Origin of the sequence: Streptomyces sp. ALB3, assembly GCF_044385685.1 — a bacterium.
In the GTDB taxonomy this organism is placed as follows: Bacteria; Actinomycetota; Actinomycetes; order Streptomycetales; family Streptomycetaceae; genus Streptomyces.
Genome location: NZ_JBISCE010000037.1, coordinates 133,247 through 149,339, shown reverse-complemented (window position 1 = coordinate 149,339; position 16,093 = coordinate 133,247). Strand labels below are relative to the sequence as shown.

Annotated in this window: 13 protein-coding genes; 8 read left to right on the top strand and 5 right to left on the bottom strand. The window is 73.4% G+C overall.

From position 1 onward, the window contains the following. Window positions 1–9: 9 nt before the first annotated feature. On the bottom strand, window positions 10–2,511 hold the full coding sequence (hrpB, locus tag ACHFIV_RS22745) for an ATP-dependent helicase HrpB (RefSeq protein ID WP_398972037.1): 2,502 nt from the start codon (window positions 2,509–2,511) through the stop codon (window positions 10–12). Window positions 2,512–2,536: 25 nt separating this feature from the next. Then, a complete protein-coding gene (locus ACHFIV_RS22740; RefSeq protein WP_398972033.1) occupies window positions 2,537–3,361 on the bottom strand; it encodes a class I SAM-dependent methyltransferase in 825 nt (274 codons plus the stop codon). A gap of 398 nt (window positions 3,362–3,759) precedes the next feature. Between ACHFIV_RS22740 and rpsA the strand changes: the two genes are divergently transcribed. Beyond that, window positions 3,760–5,274, top strand: coding sequence for a 30S ribosomal protein S1 (rpsA, locus tag ACHFIV_RS22735; protein ID WP_104789902.1), 1,515 nt, complete (start codon window positions 3,760–3,762; stop codon window positions 5,272–5,274). A gap of 125 nt (window positions 5,275–5,399) precedes the next feature. Here rpsA and ACHFIV_RS22730 read toward each other — a convergent pair whose 3' ends face one another. After that, a complete protein-coding gene (locus tag ACHFIV_RS22730) occupies window positions 5,400–6,362 on the bottom strand; it encodes a right-handed parallel beta-helix repeat-containing protein (RefSeq protein WP_398972029.1) in 963 nt (320 codons plus the stop codon). Window positions 6,363–6,761: 399 nt separating this feature from the next. Here ACHFIV_RS22730 and ACHFIV_RS22725 point away from each other — a divergent pair, with 399 nt between their 5' ends. The 3 genes from ACHFIV_RS22725 (at window position 6,762) to ACHFIV_RS22715 (ending at window position 8,799) form a co-directional block, all read left to right on the top strand. Then, the gene (locus tag ACHFIV_RS22725) at window positions 6,762–7,700 is read left to right on the top strand and encodes a PAC2 family protein (protein ID WP_398972026.1); all 939 of its coding nucleotides are present in this window, start codon (window positions 6,762–6,764) and stop codon (window positions 7,698–7,700) included. A gap of 43 nt (window positions 7,701–7,743) precedes the next feature. Next, a complete protein-coding gene (coaE, locus tag ACHFIV_RS22720) occupies window positions 7,744–8,346 on the top strand; it encodes a dephospho-CoA kinase (RefSeq protein ID WP_398972023.1) in 603 nt (200 codons plus the stop codon). Between the two features lie 84 nt (window positions 8,347–8,430). Further along, a complete protein-coding gene (locus ACHFIV_RS22715) occupies window positions 8,431–8,799 on the top strand; it encodes a tetratricopeptide repeat protein (protein ID WP_203185588.1) in 369 nt (122 codons plus the stop codon). 100 nt (window positions 8,800–8,899) lie between these two features. On the opposite strand, the gene ACHFIV_RS22710 is transcribed toward ACHFIV_RS22715, so the two are convergent. After that, the gene (locus tag ACHFIV_RS22710; RefSeq protein ID WP_398972020.1) at window positions 8,900–9,178 is read right to left on the bottom strand and encodes a DUF6343 family protein; all 279 of its coding nucleotides are present in this window, start codon (window positions 9,176–9,178) and stop codon (window positions 8,900–8,902) included. A 252-nt stretch (window positions 9,179–9,430) separates the two neighbouring features. Between ACHFIV_RS22710 and ACHFIV_RS22705 the strand changes: the two genes are divergently transcribed. Continuing rightward, window positions 9,431–9,892 carry a DoxX family protein gene (locus ACHFIV_RS22705; protein ID WP_398972017.1) on the top strand — a complete coding sequence of 154 codons (462 nt, stop codon included), beginning with the start codon at window positions 9,431–9,433 and terminating at the stop codon, window positions 9,890–9,892. On the opposite strand, the gene ACHFIV_RS22700 is transcribed toward ACHFIV_RS22705, so the two are convergent. Continuing rightward, window positions 9,886–10,242, bottom strand: coding sequence for a hypothetical protein (locus tag ACHFIV_RS22700; RefSeq protein ID WP_398972015.1), 357 nt, complete (start codon window positions 10,240–10,242; stop codon window positions 9,886–9,888). The genes ACHFIV_RS22705 and ACHFIV_RS22700 overlap by 7 nt on opposite strands. 225 nt (window positions 10,243–10,467) lie before the next feature. Between ACHFIV_RS22700 and ACHFIV_RS22695 the strand changes: the two genes are divergently transcribed. The 3 genes from ACHFIV_RS22695 to ACHFIV_RS22685 all read left to right on the top strand — a co-directional run bounded on the left by ACHFIV_RS22695 (window position 10,468) and on the right by ACHFIV_RS22685 (window position 15,999). Beyond that, entirely contained in the window at window positions 10,468–11,646 is a 1,179-nt protein-coding gene (locus ACHFIV_RS22695; protein WP_398972013.1) for a slipin family protein, read from the top strand. A gap of 121 nt (window positions 11,647–11,767) precedes the next feature. Beyond that, window positions 11,768–14,725, top strand: a complete 2,958-nt coding sequence (locus ACHFIV_RS22690; RefSeq protein WP_398972010.1) for a DEAD/DEAH box helicase — start codon at window positions 11,768–11,770, stop codon at window positions 14,723–14,725. Further along, window positions 14,722–15,999, top strand: a complete 1,278-nt coding sequence (locus tag ACHFIV_RS22685; protein ID WP_398972008.1) for an SWIM zinc finger family protein — start codon at window positions 14,722–14,724, stop codon at window positions 15,997–15,999. The genes ACHFIV_RS22690 and ACHFIV_RS22685 overlap by 4 nt, the downstream gene beginning before the upstream one ends. Window positions 16,000–16,093 lie beyond the last annotated feature (94 nt).

The window sequence follows — 16,093 nt, the reverse complement described above, 5'->3', positions numbered from 1 at the left end:
TCCTGGCCCCTAGTCCCGGCGCAGCCGCGCCGAGGTGAAACGGGTCGCCTCCACCGTCGCGGGATCCTCGGGCCACGGGTGCTTGGGATAGCGGCCGCGCAGTTCCGCGCGCACGCCCCTGTACCCCTCCTGCCAGAAGGACGCCAGGTCCGCCGTCACCGCCGCGGGCCGGCCCGCCGGGGACAACAGGTGGACCAGGACGGGCACGCCCGCCACCCGGGGCGTCTCGCTCAGCCCGAACAGTTCCTGGAGCTTCACCGCGAGCACCGGCTGCTCGCCGCCGTACTCCACCCGGATCCGGGAGCCGCTCGGCACCTCGATCCGCTCCGGGGCGAGCTCGTCGAGCCGGGCGGCGTCGCCCGTCGCCCACGGCAGCAGCCGCCGCAACGCCTGCCCCGCGTCGATCCGCGCCAGATCCGCCCGTCGGGCGGCCCGTGACAGCTCGGGCTCCAGCCACTCACCGGCACGTGCCAGCAGCGCGCCGTCCGACACATCGGGCCACGGGGCCCCCAGCACGCGGTGCAGGAACGCGAGCCGCAGCCGCAGCTGCTCGCTGTCCCGGGTCCACCGCAGCAGCCCCGGCCCCTCACGTCGCAGCCCCTCCAGCAGCGCCCCGCGCACCAGCTCCGGAGCCGGCCGCCGCAGACCCCGTACCGACAGCTCGACCGCCCCGAGGCGTTCCACGGACCGCGCCACCACGTCGCCGCCCGTCCAGCGGACCTCCTCGCCGGAGAACCGCAGGTGGCCGGCGGCCAGGCGCGCCGTGCCCTCGTCGATGACGGCGGCGAGCCGTACCCGGGCGGAGGCGGCGTGGGCGGGCCGGTCGGCCACCGCGACCGACAGCCACGGGGCACTGCGCAGCCGCGAGCCGTCCCCGAGCTCCGCACCCGTGCCCGACACCATGAGGAACGCCCCCTCGCCGCGGGCCCGTGCCACCCGCTCGGGGAACGCCAGCGCCGCCACCAGCCCCACGGCCGCGTCATCCGGACCCGCGCCCGCGTCCCCGGAGGCGCCGAGGGACTGCGAGAGCCGCCGCACCTCCTGCCGCCAGCGTGCCGCGTAACCGTCCCCGCCGCGCCGTGCCGTGCGCAGCGCGTGCGCCAGGTCGTCGCCGTACTCCCGTGGCGGCTCCTCACTGAGCAGCGCCACGACCTCGGCGGCGCGGCGCCCGCCCACCTCCTGCGCCCCGTCCAGGAGGGCCCGGGCCAGCCGGGGGTGCAGACCGAGCCGGGACATCCGCACCCCCCGGCTCGTCGCGCGTCCCGTGGCGTCCACCGCGCCCACCGCCGCCAGTACCTCCCGCGCCGCGCCCATGGCGCCTGCGGGCGGCGGGTCCAGCAGGGCGAGCCCGGTGGCGTCCGGGTCGCCCCAGCACGCCGCCTGCAGCGCGAACGCCGTGAGGTCGGCCACCTTGATCTCGGGCGAGGGGAACGGGGCCAGCCGCCCGTCCTCCGCCTCCTCCCAGCAGCGGTAGACCGTGCCGGGGGCCTCGCGCCCCGCGCGGCCCGCCCGCTGGCGTCCCGCCGCCCGGGACGCGCGTACGGTCGTCAGGGCGCCGAGCCCTCGCGCGTGGTCGGTGCGCGGCTCCCTGGCAAGGCCGCAGTCCACGACGACCCGCACGCCGGGCACCGTCAGGGACGACTCGGCGACGGACGTCGCCAGCACGACCCGGCGCCCGCCCGACGGTCCGGCCAGCACCGCGTCCTGCACGGCCGCCGGGGCGCGCCCGTGGACCTGGAGCACCTCGGCGCCCACGCCCGCGAGCTGTCCGGCCACCCGGCCGATCTCGCCGACACCGGGCAGGAAGCACAGGACGTCACCGTCGCGCTCGGCGAGCGCCCTGCGCACCACCGCCGCCACGTGCGACAGGAGGGCGGGATCCACCCGCATCCCGTGCGGAGGACGGACCGGGCCGGCGGGCGGCGCCCACACGACCTCGACCGGATGGGAGACGCCCCGCGCCTCGACCACGGGAGCGTCACCGAGCAGCCGCGCCCAGCCCGCGGCGTCCGTCGTCGCCGACGCCGCCACCAGGCGCAGATCGGGCCTGAGCGTCCCCCGGACGTCGAGCAGGAACGCGGCGGCCGTGTCGGCGTCCAGATGACGTTCGTGGCACTCGTCGATGATCACCACGTCCACGCCGGCCAGTTCCTGGTCGCGTTGCAGCCGCTGGAGCAGCACCCCCGTGGTCACGACCTCCACCACCGTGTCCGGACCCACCGCCCGCTCGCCACGCACCGTGAAGCCGACCCGGCCGCCGGTCCGCTCGCCGAGCAGCCACGCCATCCGGCGCGCGGCGGCCCGGGCGGCGATCCGCCGTGGCTCGGCGACGAGGACCCGGCGCGGGGGGCCGCCCCCGGTCAGCCCGGCGAGCACCAGCGGTACGAGTGTCGTCTTGCCGGTACCGGGCGGTGCGCAGAGCACCGCCGCACCCCGCTCGTCGAGTGCCCGCTCCAGGGCGGGCACAGCGGTACGTACGGGCAACTGGTCCAGGGCGTCGGTACGGATCACGCCCCCAGTCTCGTACGCCGGTCCCTCAGGCGGGGCGGTGGTCCCGTTCGCAGACGAAGATCGCGGTGCCGGGGATCAGGTGGCCGCGCAGCGGGGACCAGCCGCCCCATTCCTGGCCGTTCCAGTCCGGCCACTCCGGTTCCACGAGGTCGACCAGCCGGAAGCCGCCCGCCACGACGTCCCGTACCCGGTCACCCAGTGTCCTGTGGTGCTCGACGTACACCGCGTCACCGTTCTCGTCCTGCTCCACGTAGGGAACGCGGTCGAAGTAGGAGGCGGAGACGGACAGGCCCTCGGGCCCCGGCTCGTCGGGGAACGCCCAGCGGATCGGGTGCGTCACCGAGAAGACCCAGCGGCCCCCCGGGCGCAGCACCCGGTGCACCTCGCGGAAGACCTGGACCGGGTCGGCGACGAACGGGACCGCGCCGTACGCGGAGCAGGCCAGGTCGAAGGAGCCGTCCCGGAAGGGGAGCCGTCCGGCGTCGGCCTCCACGAGGGGGACGCCGCCGCCGATGCGCAGGGCGTGCTGGAGCTGGCGGTGGGAGAGGTCGAGTGCCACCGGGCGGGCGCCCCTGGCGGCGAGCCAGCGCGAGCACTGGGCGGCACCCGCCCCGATCTCCAGGACGTCCAGGCCCCTCAGCCCCGCCGCCGGGCCCAGCAGGCCGGCCTCGGCCTCGTCCAGCCCCTCGGGCCCCCAGACGAAACGGTCGTCCCCGAGGAAGGCCCCGTGGTCGCTCTGGTACTCGTCGGCGTTGCGGTCCCACCAGCCGCGGCTCGCCCGGCTGCTCTCCGTGCCACCGGCGGCGCGCCGGGTCGCTTCGGGTTCGGACCCGTGGATCTCTTGGCTCATCGTGCCCGTCGTTGTAGTTTTCCTTCACCCGCCTCGCGCGGGTGCCTCCACGGGCCGTACGGGTGAGTACGGCCATGTGCGCGCGACGCACCGCTGTGACCGATGTGGCCTCGGCGAACGCGAGTTGTGCCGGAATTGGGGCGGTGTGCCCCGGGTGTGCGCCTTCGCGCATTGACCCTGTCCGGCTGCCCCCGTATGCTACAAGTTGCGCTGCGAGCCTGCGCGCTTCAGACCTAGCAGGCCGCGCTCGCGTCTGTTGCATGTCCCCTCGGTTGTCGAGGCGCCTTCCGGATCATCGGATCGGTGCTTTCCAGGCTGTCCGGCTTCTGCAGAGGCGATACGGGCTTTCGGCGTAGCAGTACCTACGACTCACTGTCCGTACCGGAGCCCTTTCCCACATGACGAGCAGCACCGAGACCACCGCCACCACTCCGCAGGTTGCGGTCAACGACATCGGCGACGCGGACGCGTTCCTCGCGGCGATCGACGAGACGATCAAGTACTTCAACGACGGCGACATCGTTGACGGTGTCATCGTCAAGGTTGACCGGGACGAGGTTCTCCTCGACATCGGTTACAAGACCGAAGGCGTCATCCCGAGCCGCGAGCTCTCGATCAAGCACGACGTCGACCCGAACGAGGTCGTCAAGGTCGGCGACGAGATCGAGGCCCTGGTCCTCCAGAAGGAGGACAAGGAAGGCCGCCTGATCCTCTCGAAGAAGCGCGCTCAGTACGAGCGTGCCTGGGGCACCATCGAGAAGATCAAGGAAGAAGACGGCATCGTCACCGGTACCGTCATCGAGGTCGTCAAGGGTGGTCTCATCCTCGACATCGGCCTCCGTGGCTTCCTCCCGGCGTCGCTCGTCGAGATGCGTCGCGTCCGCGACCTCCAGCCCTACGTGGGCAAGGAGCTCGAGGCCAAGATCATCGAGCTGGACAAGAACCGCAACAACGTGGTCCTGTCCCGCCGTGCCTGGCTCGAGCAGACCCAGTCCGAGGTCCGCCAGACGTTCCTCACGACCCTGCAGAAGGGTCAGGTCCGCTCCGGCGTCGTCTCCTCGATCGTCAACTTCGGTGCCTTCGTGGACCTGGGTGGCGTCGACGGTCTCGTGCACGTCTCCGAGCTGTCCTGGAAGCACATCGACCACCCCTCCGAGGTCGTCGAGGTCGGTCAGGAAGTCACCGTCGAGGTCCTCGACGTCGACATGGACCGCGAGCGCGTCTCGCTGTCGCTCAAGGCGACGCAGGAAGACCCGTGGCAGCAGTTCGCCCGCACGCACCAGATCGGGCAGGTCGTTCCCGGTAAGGTCACCAAGCTCGTTCCGTTCGGTGCGTTCGTGCGCGTCGACGAGGGCATCGAGGGCCTGGTCCACATCTCCGAGCTGGCCGAGCGCCACGTGGAGATCCCGGAGCAGGTCGTCCAGGTCAACGACGAGATCTTCGTCAAGGTCATCGACATCGACCTCGAGCGCCGTCGCATCAGCCTCTCGCTGAAGCAGGCCAACGAGGCGTTCGGCGGCGACCCGGCCTCGGTCGAGTTCGACCCGACGCTGTACGGCATGGCCGCGTCGTACGACGACCAGGGCAACTACATCTACCCCGAGGGCTTCGACCCCGAGACCAACGACTGGCTCGAGGGCTTCGAGGCGCAGCGCGAGGTCTGGGAGACGCAGTACGCCGAGGCGCAGCAGCGCTTCGAGCAGCACCAGGCCCAGGTCATCAAGTCCCGCGAGGCCGACGAGGCTGCCGCTGCCGAGGGCGCTGCCGCCCCGGCCGGCGCTGCCCCGGCTGCCTCCGGCGGCAGCGGTGGCGGCGGCTCGTACTCCTCGGAGTCCGCGGACAACTCCGGCGCCCTGGCGTCGGACGAGGCCCTGGCTGCCCTGCGCGAGAAGCTGGCCGGCGGCCAGAGCTGACGCTCTGACCCCAGCCGCTCATCGGCTGCAGTAGCTGTAGAGCTGTAGGTGAGGCCCGTCCCCTTTCGGGGGCGGGCCTCACCCGTGTCCGGTCGCCGGGCCGCGGTCCCGGGTCCGGACACGTTTCAGGGCGTCACGGCGATGTTCGTCAGCCCCTTGCCCCCGGTGACCGTGTTGCTGGCGTACACGGTGGTACGGCAGGCGGCGCTCTGGTTGGTGACGTCGACGGCGAGCCGCCCGCTTCCGGTGGCCCCGGTGAGGTCCGAGGTGTTGCCGCGGAAGACCGTGCCGCAGCCCCAGCCGCTTCGCTGGGTGTGCGTCTCGTAACCGTTGTTCGTGGTCCGGACGCCCCTGTTGTTCTCGACCAGCACGTTGTTGCCCTTCACGTCGACCCAGGAGTCGTCGTAGTTGGCGCCGGTCAGTCCGCTGCCGTCGAAGGTGTTGCCGATGATCCTCGCTCCGGTGGTGCCTTCCTTGATGTCTATGTTCTCGCCGCCGACTCCCGGGCCGATCGTGTTGCCGAGGATCTGCACGTCGTCGCTCCGGTCCGTGAGATCGCCCGCCGACCCGACGTACACCCCCTCGCCCATGCCGCGGCCGTCGTGCCCGGTGTCGTAAATCCGGGAGTTCTTCAGGACGCCGCCCCGGCTGGACGTGCGGAAGTGGACGCCCTCCATGTCGAGATCGTGCACGGTCACCGAGTCGATGACGACACCGGCCGCCGCGTCGGTCACGATGCCCTTCTGGCCGCCCGTGACCGTGACGCCCCGCACCGTCCAGTACGACGCGCCGTTCAGGTGCAGTCCGTAGCCGCCACCCGCGGTCAGGACCGCAGCCGACGATCCGGTGAGCGTGACGCGCGCGGCGGAGGTGGCCGGCACGGTCGCCTTGAAGTTGCCGGTGTACGTCCCGTCCGCGAGCCGGATGGTGTCGCCCGGGGTGGCGGCGGCGAGCGCCGCCTTGAGCTGGGCCGCGGTGCTCACGTCGACGGCCGTGGCCGCCCGCGCGGTGCCGGCGGCGGCCGGCGGAAGGACGCAGACGGCGAGGGCCGCGGTCAGCAGGGCGGGGAACAGCGTGCGGGTGCGCATGGGGGGCCTTCCCGTCGAAGGGCTCGGATGTTCCCGTACGTGAACGGAGGGCGAGTCGCTGAAGCTGCCCGCGACGGTAAATCCGGGGCGTGAACCTGTCAAGGTCTGGACCAATCCGCGCCTCTGGTGCCAGGGGAGGGGCCCTCCGGGCGCCACGAGGTGATGACGGGCCGTCAGGGAACTCCGCTTCGGCGCCCCGAGGCGGCGCCTCGGCGGGCCGCGAACTCGGCGTACCCGCCGTGGTCTTCGCCGGCGAGGTCCTTCTTCCCGCGCGGGGAGCACGGACGGCGCTGTGCGGCCGTGCCGTGGCACGACCAGGGGTGAACGGGGCGGCGCGGGCGGGAATGCGGTGGCCGGGCGGGGTGTTCTTGTCCAGGAACACGAGGAGGAGCGGTAACCGTGCCTGATCCGCAGAGTTTGTACGAATGGGAGCCGAAGGGCCTGGCCGTCGTCGACATGGCGCTCGCCCAGGAGTCGGCCGGTCTGGTCATGCTCTACCACTTCGACGGGTACATCGACGCGGGCGAGGCCGGCGAGCAGATCGTCGACGGCCTGCTCGAGACGCTGCCGCACCAGACCGTGGTCCGCTTCGACCACGACCGGCTCGTCGACTACCGGGCGCGCCGCCCGCTGCTGACGTTCAAGCGCGACCGGTACACCGGGTTCGAGTCGCCCACCCTGGACGTGAAGGTCGTCCAGGACGCCACGGGCGCACCGTTCCTGCTCCTCTCGGGACCCGAGCCCGACGTCGAATGGGAGCGGTTCGCCGCCGCCGTGGAACAGGTCGTGGAGCGGCTCGGTGTCCGCCTCGCGGTCAGCTTCCACGGCATCCCCATGGGCGTCCCGCACACCCGCCCCGTCGGCCTCACCCCGCACGGCAACCGCACCGACCTGATGCCCGGCCACCGCAGCCCCTTCGACGAGGCGCAGGTGCCCGGTTCCGCCGAGGCGCTCGTGGAGTACCGGCTGATGCAGGCCGGCCATGACGTCCTCGGTGTCGCCGCCCACGTGCCGCACTACGTCGCGAGGTCCGCCTACCCGGACGCCGCGCTCACCGCCCTGGAGGCGGTCACCGCGGCGACCGGCCTGGTCCTGCCGGGCGTCGCGCACACGCTGCGCACAGAGGCGCACCGCACCCAGAACGAGATCGACCGCCAGGTGCGCCAGGGGGACGAGGAGCTCGTCTCGCTCGTCGAAGGGCTTGAGCACCAGTACGACGCGGTGGCGGGATCCGAGACCCGGGGCAACCTCGTCGCGGAACCGGTCGATCTGCCGTCGGCGGACGAGATCGGCCGCGAGTTCGAGCGCTTCCTCGCGGAACGTGAAGGAGATTCCTGAGGGGGACCCCGGCCACCGCCGGGCCGGAGGCTAGGCTCGGCCCATGCTGAAAGTGGGCCTGACCGGCGGGATCGGCGCCGGCAAGAGCGAAGTGGCACGGCTTCTCGCACGTTACGGAGCCGTGCTGATCGACGCCGACCGGATCGCCCGCGAGGTGGTCGAGCCCGGCACCCCCGGGCTGACGGCCGTCGTCGAGGCGTTCGGTCCCGGCGTGCTCGCGGCCGACGGCTCCCTGAACCGGCCGGCACTGGGATCGATCGTCTTCTCCGACCCCGAGCGCCTGGCCACGCTCAACGCCATCGTCCACCCGCTGGTCGGAGCCCGGTCCGCAGAGCTGGAGCGGGCCGCCGGGCAGGGCGCGATCGTCGTCCACGACGTACCGCTGCTCACCGAGAACGGCCTCGCCCCGCTCCACGACCTGGTCGTGGTCGTCGACGCCGACCCGGCGACCCAGCTGGACCGGCTCGTACGGCTGCGCGGGATGACGGAGGCCGATGCCCGCGCGCGGATGGCGGCGCAGGCCACGCGTGAGGAGCGGCTGGCCGTCGCCGATCTCGTCGTGCACAACGACGGTCCGCTGGAGGACCTGGAACCCCAGGTCCGCGCGGTCTGGTCGGAACTCACCGCGCGGGCCGCCGAGGGCTGAACCGGCGTCCGGCCGGAACGCGCCACGGAATACGCCCGTCCGGCCGGATGTTGACAAGCGGCAGGCGAGGGGAAGGACAGGGTCGTGCCCGAGAACAACCCGGAAACGCATGTCATCGACTTCCGAGCGGCGGAGCAGCTGCTCGCGGCGCGGGACCCGCGCGGCGCGGTCAAGCTGCTCGACTCGGTGATAGCCGCACACCCGGAGAACACCGCGGCCCGGCTGCTGCGCGCTCGGGCGTTCTTCGCCGCGGCGCAACTGCGCCCCGCCGAGCTGGAGTTCGAGCTGGTCCTGGAGCGCGAGCCGGACAACGCCTTCGCGCACTTCGCCCTGGCCCGCACCTTCCAGCGTGCCGGCCGGCCCGAACAGGCCACCCGGCACTTCCGGCTGGCCGCCGCGCTCGACCCGAAGCCGGAGTACCTGCAGGCCGCCCGCTTCGACGACCGGGCCTGAGCACGCCGGCGCCCGCCCACGCTGCGTGCGCGCGTCGGGCGCTTCCGCAGCGCTGACCTCACCGGCGGACGCGTCCACGCGGAGCCCGCCACGGCAGCACTCAGGGACCGTGGGGCCCCTGCCCGCCCCGGTCGGGCTCGTACGGCGGGATGTCCCGGCCCGGCTGATAGTGCGGGCCCTGCCGCAGGTGGCGGACGACGAGGCAGAGGTCCGTGACCATGACCGCGAGCAGCACGCCGCAGGCCGTCGCCCAGCCGGCGCGTCCGGTCGCCACGAAGGCCACCAGACCGGACACGGCCCAGGCGATGCCCCACAGGCTCAGCCAGAGTCGCATCCGCAACGGGCTCCGTGCGGTGGACGGTTCACTTCCGGTACGCATCACCATCGCCTCATCTCCAGCTTGCCCCCACCGAGCGGCGTACGGAAGCCGACGGCGCGCGACGGACCGTGAGGGCCCGGCCGGCGTGGAGGTCGAGACCTTGGGAGGCGACGGGTGCCGAGGCCCCGGGAGGCGATGAGTTCCGGAGCCCCGCCCGGTCTACCTCTCCGTAAGCGCCGGAAAGCGTGGCGGCAGGGGAACCGCCGCCCGCCCCGGCGCACGTCACCCACGACGCACTCCGAGGAGACCTCCATGTCCGAAGCCGTCGCCCCCGCTTCGCCCACCGTGCCGGACGCCCCCTCCGCGTCGCGCCGACGCACGGCCTCGGGTGCCCTGACCGGGGCCCGGGTCGTCCTCGCGCTCTTCCTCGGGTTCAGCGCGGTGGCCAAGCTCGTCGCCCACACGTCAGCCGTCGAGTCGTTCGACCGGATGGGCTGGGGCAGCGGCGCCATGTACGCCATCGGCGGCCTGGAACTGGCCGGTGCGCTGGCCCTGCTGATCCCGTTGCTCGCGGGAGTGGCGGCCATCGCCCTGGCCGGGCTGCTCGCCGGTGCGTCCATCGTCCAGCTGACCCTGCTGGATCCGCCGAACGCGGTCATGCCCGCCCTGCTCGTCGCCCTGGTCGTCCTCATCGCACGGGACCGGCGGGAGCGGACCCGGGAGCTGTTCGCGTGGCTCCTCGGACGCGGGCGTGCGCCCCGCGACGGTCAGTGAACGAACCGGTAGCTGCGCCAGGGCAGGGCGCGCGGCGCGTTCGTGTCGGTCAAGGAGGTGGCCACATAGGCGCCCTGGCGGCCGGTGCAGTCGCGGGTGGCGTACAGGACGATGTCGACCAGGGTCCGGTTCTCGACCTTCTCCGCACCGGCGGGGGCCAGCTTGTGGCAGCCCCTCACCGAAGGGCTGTGCACGGTGACGACCTTCTCCGGTCCGGTGGTGTAGGTGACCGACCCCACCGCCGTACGCCCGAGACCGGAGCAGCCGGAGACGGCCAGGGTGAGCAGGACCGCTCCGGCGGCGATCGAGGCGCGTCGACGGAGAACGGTGGGGTGCGCGGTGACGGACATGGGCGGGTCCTCGTCTGCTCGTCCGGCTCATCGGTACGTCCCGGGGACGTGCTGGCGCTGGCCACCCTGCCCGCTCCCCGGAGTGCCGGCACCCGGGGTGCGGCCGGCCGGGGCCACTCGCACCCGGACGGAGGTTCGAACATGTACAGATCGGGCATATCGTGTTAATAGGGTCAGATGAGAAGGGCGGGTGCGCGGACGCACCCCCGGAGGCAGGGGGCCGTGATGGTCCAGGAGCTGTTGATCGTTCTCGTGGCGGTGCTCTCGGGCGGCCTGGTGTACGCCATGGCCGCGGCCCGGGTGGTCAAACAGTACGAGCGGGGTGTGGTCCTCCGGCTCGGCAGGCTCCACGACGCGGTGCGCCCCCCGGGGTTCACCATGATCGTCCCGGGCATCGACCGCCTCCGCAAGGTGAACATGCAGATCGTGACGATGCCCGTTCCGGCGCAGGACGGGATCACGCGTGACAACGTCACGGTCCGGGTGGACGCCGTCATCTACTTCAAGGTCGTGGACCCGGCGAGCGCGGTGATCCAGGTGGAGGACTACCGGTTCGCGGTCTCCCAGATGGCGCAGACCTCGCTGCGCTCGATCATCGGTAAGAGCGATCTGGACGACCTGCTGTCCGACCGCGAGAAGCTGAACCAGGGACTGGAACTGATGATCGACAGTCCCGCGGTCGGCTGGGGCGTGCAGATCGACCGGGTGGAGATCAAGGACGTCTCACTGCCGGAGACGATGAAGCGGTCCATGGCCCGGCAGGCCGAGGCCGACCGTGAGCGGCGGGCGAGGGTCATCAACGCCGACGCGGAGCTCCAGGCGTCGAAGAAGCTCGCCCAGGCGGCGCGGCAGATGTCGACGCAGCCCGCGGCGTTGCAGCTGCGGCTGCTGCAGACGGTGGTCGCGGTCGCGGCCGAGAAGAACTCGACACTGGTCCTCCCCTTCCCGGTGGAGCTGCTCCGCTTCCTGGAACGCGCGCAGCAGGGGGAGCCGCCGCAGCCGCCCCCCGTCGGTGCCGTGCGGGCGCAGGACGCGCCCGGGCAGCGGGAGCCGGGCCGGCAGTCCGGGAATCCGTCCGACGGGGTCACGTCGGCGGTGGACCCGTCCGCCGTGGATCCCTCCGCCGGGGCCGCGACCGCAGCCGATCCGTCCGTGGTGGACCCGTCCGCAGCCGATCCGTCCGTGGCCGGCCCGTCCGTCGTGGACCCGTCCCTTCTGGACGCGGTCACGGAGCAGACCTTCACCGACCGGCCGCTGCCGGACGCGCCGCTCGTCGGCGGGGCGCCGGAGCCGGACGGGCTCCCCGGGCAGGACGTCCCGGAGCCCGGCCCGGACGTGCTTCCGGAGCCCGGTCCGCCACAGCCGTCCGAACGGTTCCGCGGCAGCCCCTTCAGCCGCCACTGAGACCGTCACCGCCCCCCGCTCCACCTGTGGAAACACGGCCGGGGCGGGCGCTGTCACACCCCCCGCCTAGACTCGCAAGGACAGGAGGACCGGGACGTGCGAGGCGGGAGGGGCGGTGGACATGACGCGGCAGACGCAGGACGTCACCGTCGACCGGCTGCTGCGCTGTGCCGCGGTCTTCCTGCCCGCGGCGCTGCCACGGGACGGCCGGATCGCCTTCTGGGACCCGGAGGAAACGCTCACCCCGGCAGGCTTCGACGCGGTGCTCCGCGCCGTCGGGCCGGACCTCACCCTCACCGAGCTCACGGTCGTGGGACGGCACGGCACGGACGGTGTCCGCGCCCGCACCGTACCCGCCGTGGAGCTCCCCGTCGCGGACGCGGTGCCCCTGCTCGCGCGCGCCCGGCACCGTGCCGTGGCCCACCCCGCGACCCGTGCGTGGGGAGCGGCCGCCCTGCACGCCCTCACCCTGGTGGCGCGCGGCAGGCTCCTGCCCGGACTGACGGCCGGCGACGAGGACGCGTGGCGGGCCGGTCCGCGTGACGCGGAGGACGTGGCCCACCTCAGGGCGGTCGCCGCCTCGATGCCGCCCGAGGGACACGCCGTCCCGCTGGAGGGCACCCCCCTGCGCGTCCCCGAACCCCGCGCGCTGCTCGGCGCCTTCATGGACGCCGTCGCCGACACCCTGCCCCGGACGCCCGCCGCGGCACACGCCATGGGAGCGCCGTTCGCCGCCCGCGAGGCACAGCACCTCCCGCACGCCCGGGCGTGGGCCGTGGAGGTGGCCGCCGGATTCGACGCGGGCGTGCGCGTCTCACTCCGGCTCGACCTCTCCGCCTTCGACCTCTTCGACTCCTCCGACGACGCCGGGGGAGCGGCGGACTCGGGAGCGGCCGGGCAGGCGGCGGACGAGGGCGGGCCCCGGGTGGACTCCCCGGGCGAGGACGCGCGGCCCGCCCCGGCCGCCGCGCGCCACGCCGCCGCAGCCGTCACCCAGGTGCACAGCCTGGCCGATCCGACGTACGTCACCGACGCGGCCACGCTGTGGAGCGGCGGGGCGGGCGAGCCCTTCGGGCCGAGGGCCCGGATCGACGCCGTGCTCGCACTGCGCCGCGCCGCCCGCGTCTGGCCGCCGCTGGAGCGGCTCCTCGACCAGCCCGTCCCCGACGTGCTCGCCGTCACCGAGGACGAGCTCTACGAGCTGATCGGCGCGGCCGGGGCGCGGCTCGCCTCGGCGGGGGTGGCGCTCCACTGGCCCAGGGAACTCGCCCGCTCGCTCACCGCGGCGGCAGTCGTCCGGCCGGCACCGGGTTCGGCCACCGACGGCACCTCGTTCTTCGACGCCGAGCAGCTCTTCGCCTTCAACTGGCAGCTCTCCCTGGGGGGCGACCGGCTCAGCGAGGCGGAGATGGACACCCTCGCCGAGGCGCACCGGCCGGTGGTGCGCCTGCGCGACCGATGGGTCGTCGTGGACCCCTCGCTCGTGCGCAAGGCACGCAAACGGGAGCTCGGTCTGCTGGATCCGGTGGACGCGCTCGCCATCGCGCTCACCGGCAGCGCGGAGGTCGACGGTGAACAGGTCGACGCCGTGCCGGCCGGAGCCCTCGCCGCGCTCCGCTCCCGCATCCTCGACGAGGACGCCACCCTTCCGGCGCCCCCCGGCCTCGAAGCCACCCTTCGCGACTACCAGCTCCGCGGCCTGGCCTGGCTCGACCGCATGACCTCGCTCGGTCTCGGTGGCTGCCTCGCCGACGACATGGGCCTGGGCAAGACCATCACCGTCATCGCGCTCCATCTGCACCGCGACCGTGCCGCCCCCACCCTGGTCGTCTGTCCCGCCTCCCTCCTGGGCAACTGGCACCGCGAGATCAACCGCTTCGCACCCGGTGTCCCCGTGCGCCGCTTCCACGGCACCGACCGCGACCTCGGCGGCCAGGACGGCGGCTTCGTCCTCACGACCTACGGCACGATGCGCTCCAGCGCGGAGCAGCTCGCCGGGCACACCTGGGGGCTGGTCGTCGCCGACGAGGCACAGCACGTGAAGAATCCGCACTCCTCCACGGCCAAGGCGCTGCGGACCATCCCCGCCCCCGCCCGCGTCGCCCTGACCGGCACCCCCGTCGAGAACAACCTCTCCGAGCTGTGGGCGCTCCTCGACTGGACCACCCCCGGCCTGCTCGGCCCTCTCAAGGCGTTCCGTTCCCGGCACGCCAGGATCGTCGAGAACACCGGCACCGCGGCCGGCCTGGGCAACGAGGAGGCGGTGGAACGGCTCTCCCGGCTGGTCCGCCCCTTCCTGCTGCGCCGCAAGAAGTCCGACCCCGGCATCGCGCCCGAGCTCCCGCCGAAGACCGAGACCGACCACCCGGTCTTCCTCACCCGCGAACAGGCCACGCTCTACGAGGCGGCCGTCCGCGAGACCATGGCGTTCATCGAGCAGTCGGAGGGCATCGCGCGGCGCGGGCTGATCATGAAGCTGCTGGGCTCCCTCAAGCAGATCTGCAACCACCCGGCGCAGTATCTGAAGGAGGAGCCGACCCGGCTCGCGGGACGCTCCGGCAAGCTCGCCCTGCTCGACGAGCTCCTCGACACCATCCTGTCCGAGGACGGCTCCGTCCTGATCTTCACCCAGTACGTGTCGATGGCCCGCCTCCTCTCCGCCCACCTCGCCTCCCGCGCGATTCCCTCCCAGCTGCTGCACGGCGGTACGCCCGTGCCCGAGCGGGAGCGCATGGTGGACGGCTTCCAGTCCGGCGAGGTCCCCGTCTTCCTGCTCTCCCTCAAGGCGGCGGGCACCGGACTCAATCTCACCCGGGCCGCCCACGTCATCCACTACGACCGGTGGTGGAACCCGGCGGTCGAGGAACAGGCCACCGACCGTGCGTACCGCATCGGCCAGACGCAGCCCGTGCAGGTGCACCGGCTCATCGCCGAAGGCACCGTCGAGGACCGGATCAGCGAACTGCTGGAGTCCAAGCGGGCACTCGCCGACGCGGTGCTCGGTACCGGCGAGGCCGCGCTGACCGAGCTCAGCGACCGGGACCTGGCCGACCTCGTGTCGCTCCGGAGGACGCCATGAGACCCGGTGGGAGCCCCGCGGTACGCCCCGGCCCCGATGATCTGCGGCGTACCTTCGAAGCGGTGCCCGCCCGTACGTCCGACGCCGGCGGCCCCTTCGCGGACAGCTGGTGGGGCCGTGCCTGGGTGGACGCCCTGGAATCCCTGTCGATGGACGAGGGGCGCCTGGACCGCGGCCGTACGTATGCCGACGGAGGCCACGTCGCCGCGATCACCGTCACCCCCGGCCGTGTCATCGCCTACGTCCACGGCAGCCGCCCGCGTCCCTACCGGGCGGAACTGCGCCTGCGTACGCTGCCGGCGTCCGACTGGGAGACGTTCCTGGACGCCGTCGCGGCCCGGCCGGGGCATCTGTCCGCGCTCCTCGACAAGGAGATGCCGCACTCCCTCGTCGACACGGCGGGCGAGGCCGGCATCCGTCTGCTGCCCGCCGCCGGTGATCTGGACCCCGACTGCTCGTGCCCGGACCGGGGCTGGCCCTGCAAGCACGTAGCGGCACTCTGCTTCCAGACGGCCCGGCTCCTGGACAGCGATCCGTTCGTCCTCCTGCTGATGCGCGGCAGGGGGGAGCGGGAGCTCCTCGAAGAGCTGGGCCGCCGCAACGCCGAACACTCCGCGCGTGAGCGCCCCGAGGCCCCCGCCGTGCCCTCGATCGCGGCGGGCGACGCGCTGGCCGACCGTTTCCTGCCGCCGCTGCCCGCCCCACTGCCGGTGCCGCCGTACCCCGGCGAGCCCCCGTCCTACCCGGAGCTGCCCGGTGCCCGTGACCCGCTCGGCCTCGACCACCTCGCCACGGACGCGGCGGCCCGCGCCCACGCGCTCCTCACCACCGGAAACGACCCGCTCGCAGGGCTGAGCACCTGGCAGGACGCCGTACGCATCGCGGCGTCGCGCCCCACCGCCGGGCTCACCGCCACGACCCGGGCGCTCTACCGCGAGCTGGCCTTCGCGACCGGACGCAGCACGACGGACCTGGCCCGGGCCGTCGCCGCGTGGCGGCAGGGCGGAGCGGAGGGACTGGAGGTTCTGGAGACCCCGTGGGATCCGCCCGCCGGCCCGTTCGACCGGGCGAGGCCCGCTCTCGCCGCCGCCGACTTCCCGCGTTTCCAGCCCTGGCGCAACCAGCTGACCAACGCCGGGGGCACGCTCCAGCTCCGCTTCGGGCACGACAACCGCTGGTACGGCTACGAATCCGACCCGGGGGAGGACGACTGGTGGCCCCGCGCCACGCCGGACCCCGACCCGGTCGCCGCCCTCACCGCCCTGCGCGGCTGACGCGCCCGCGTCCGGTCGGCAGCGTGTCCGGGCGTCACCAGCCGACTCGGGTGCGCTCGTCCGGCCGGGCGGCCGGGCCCCGGGGCGTCCGCCC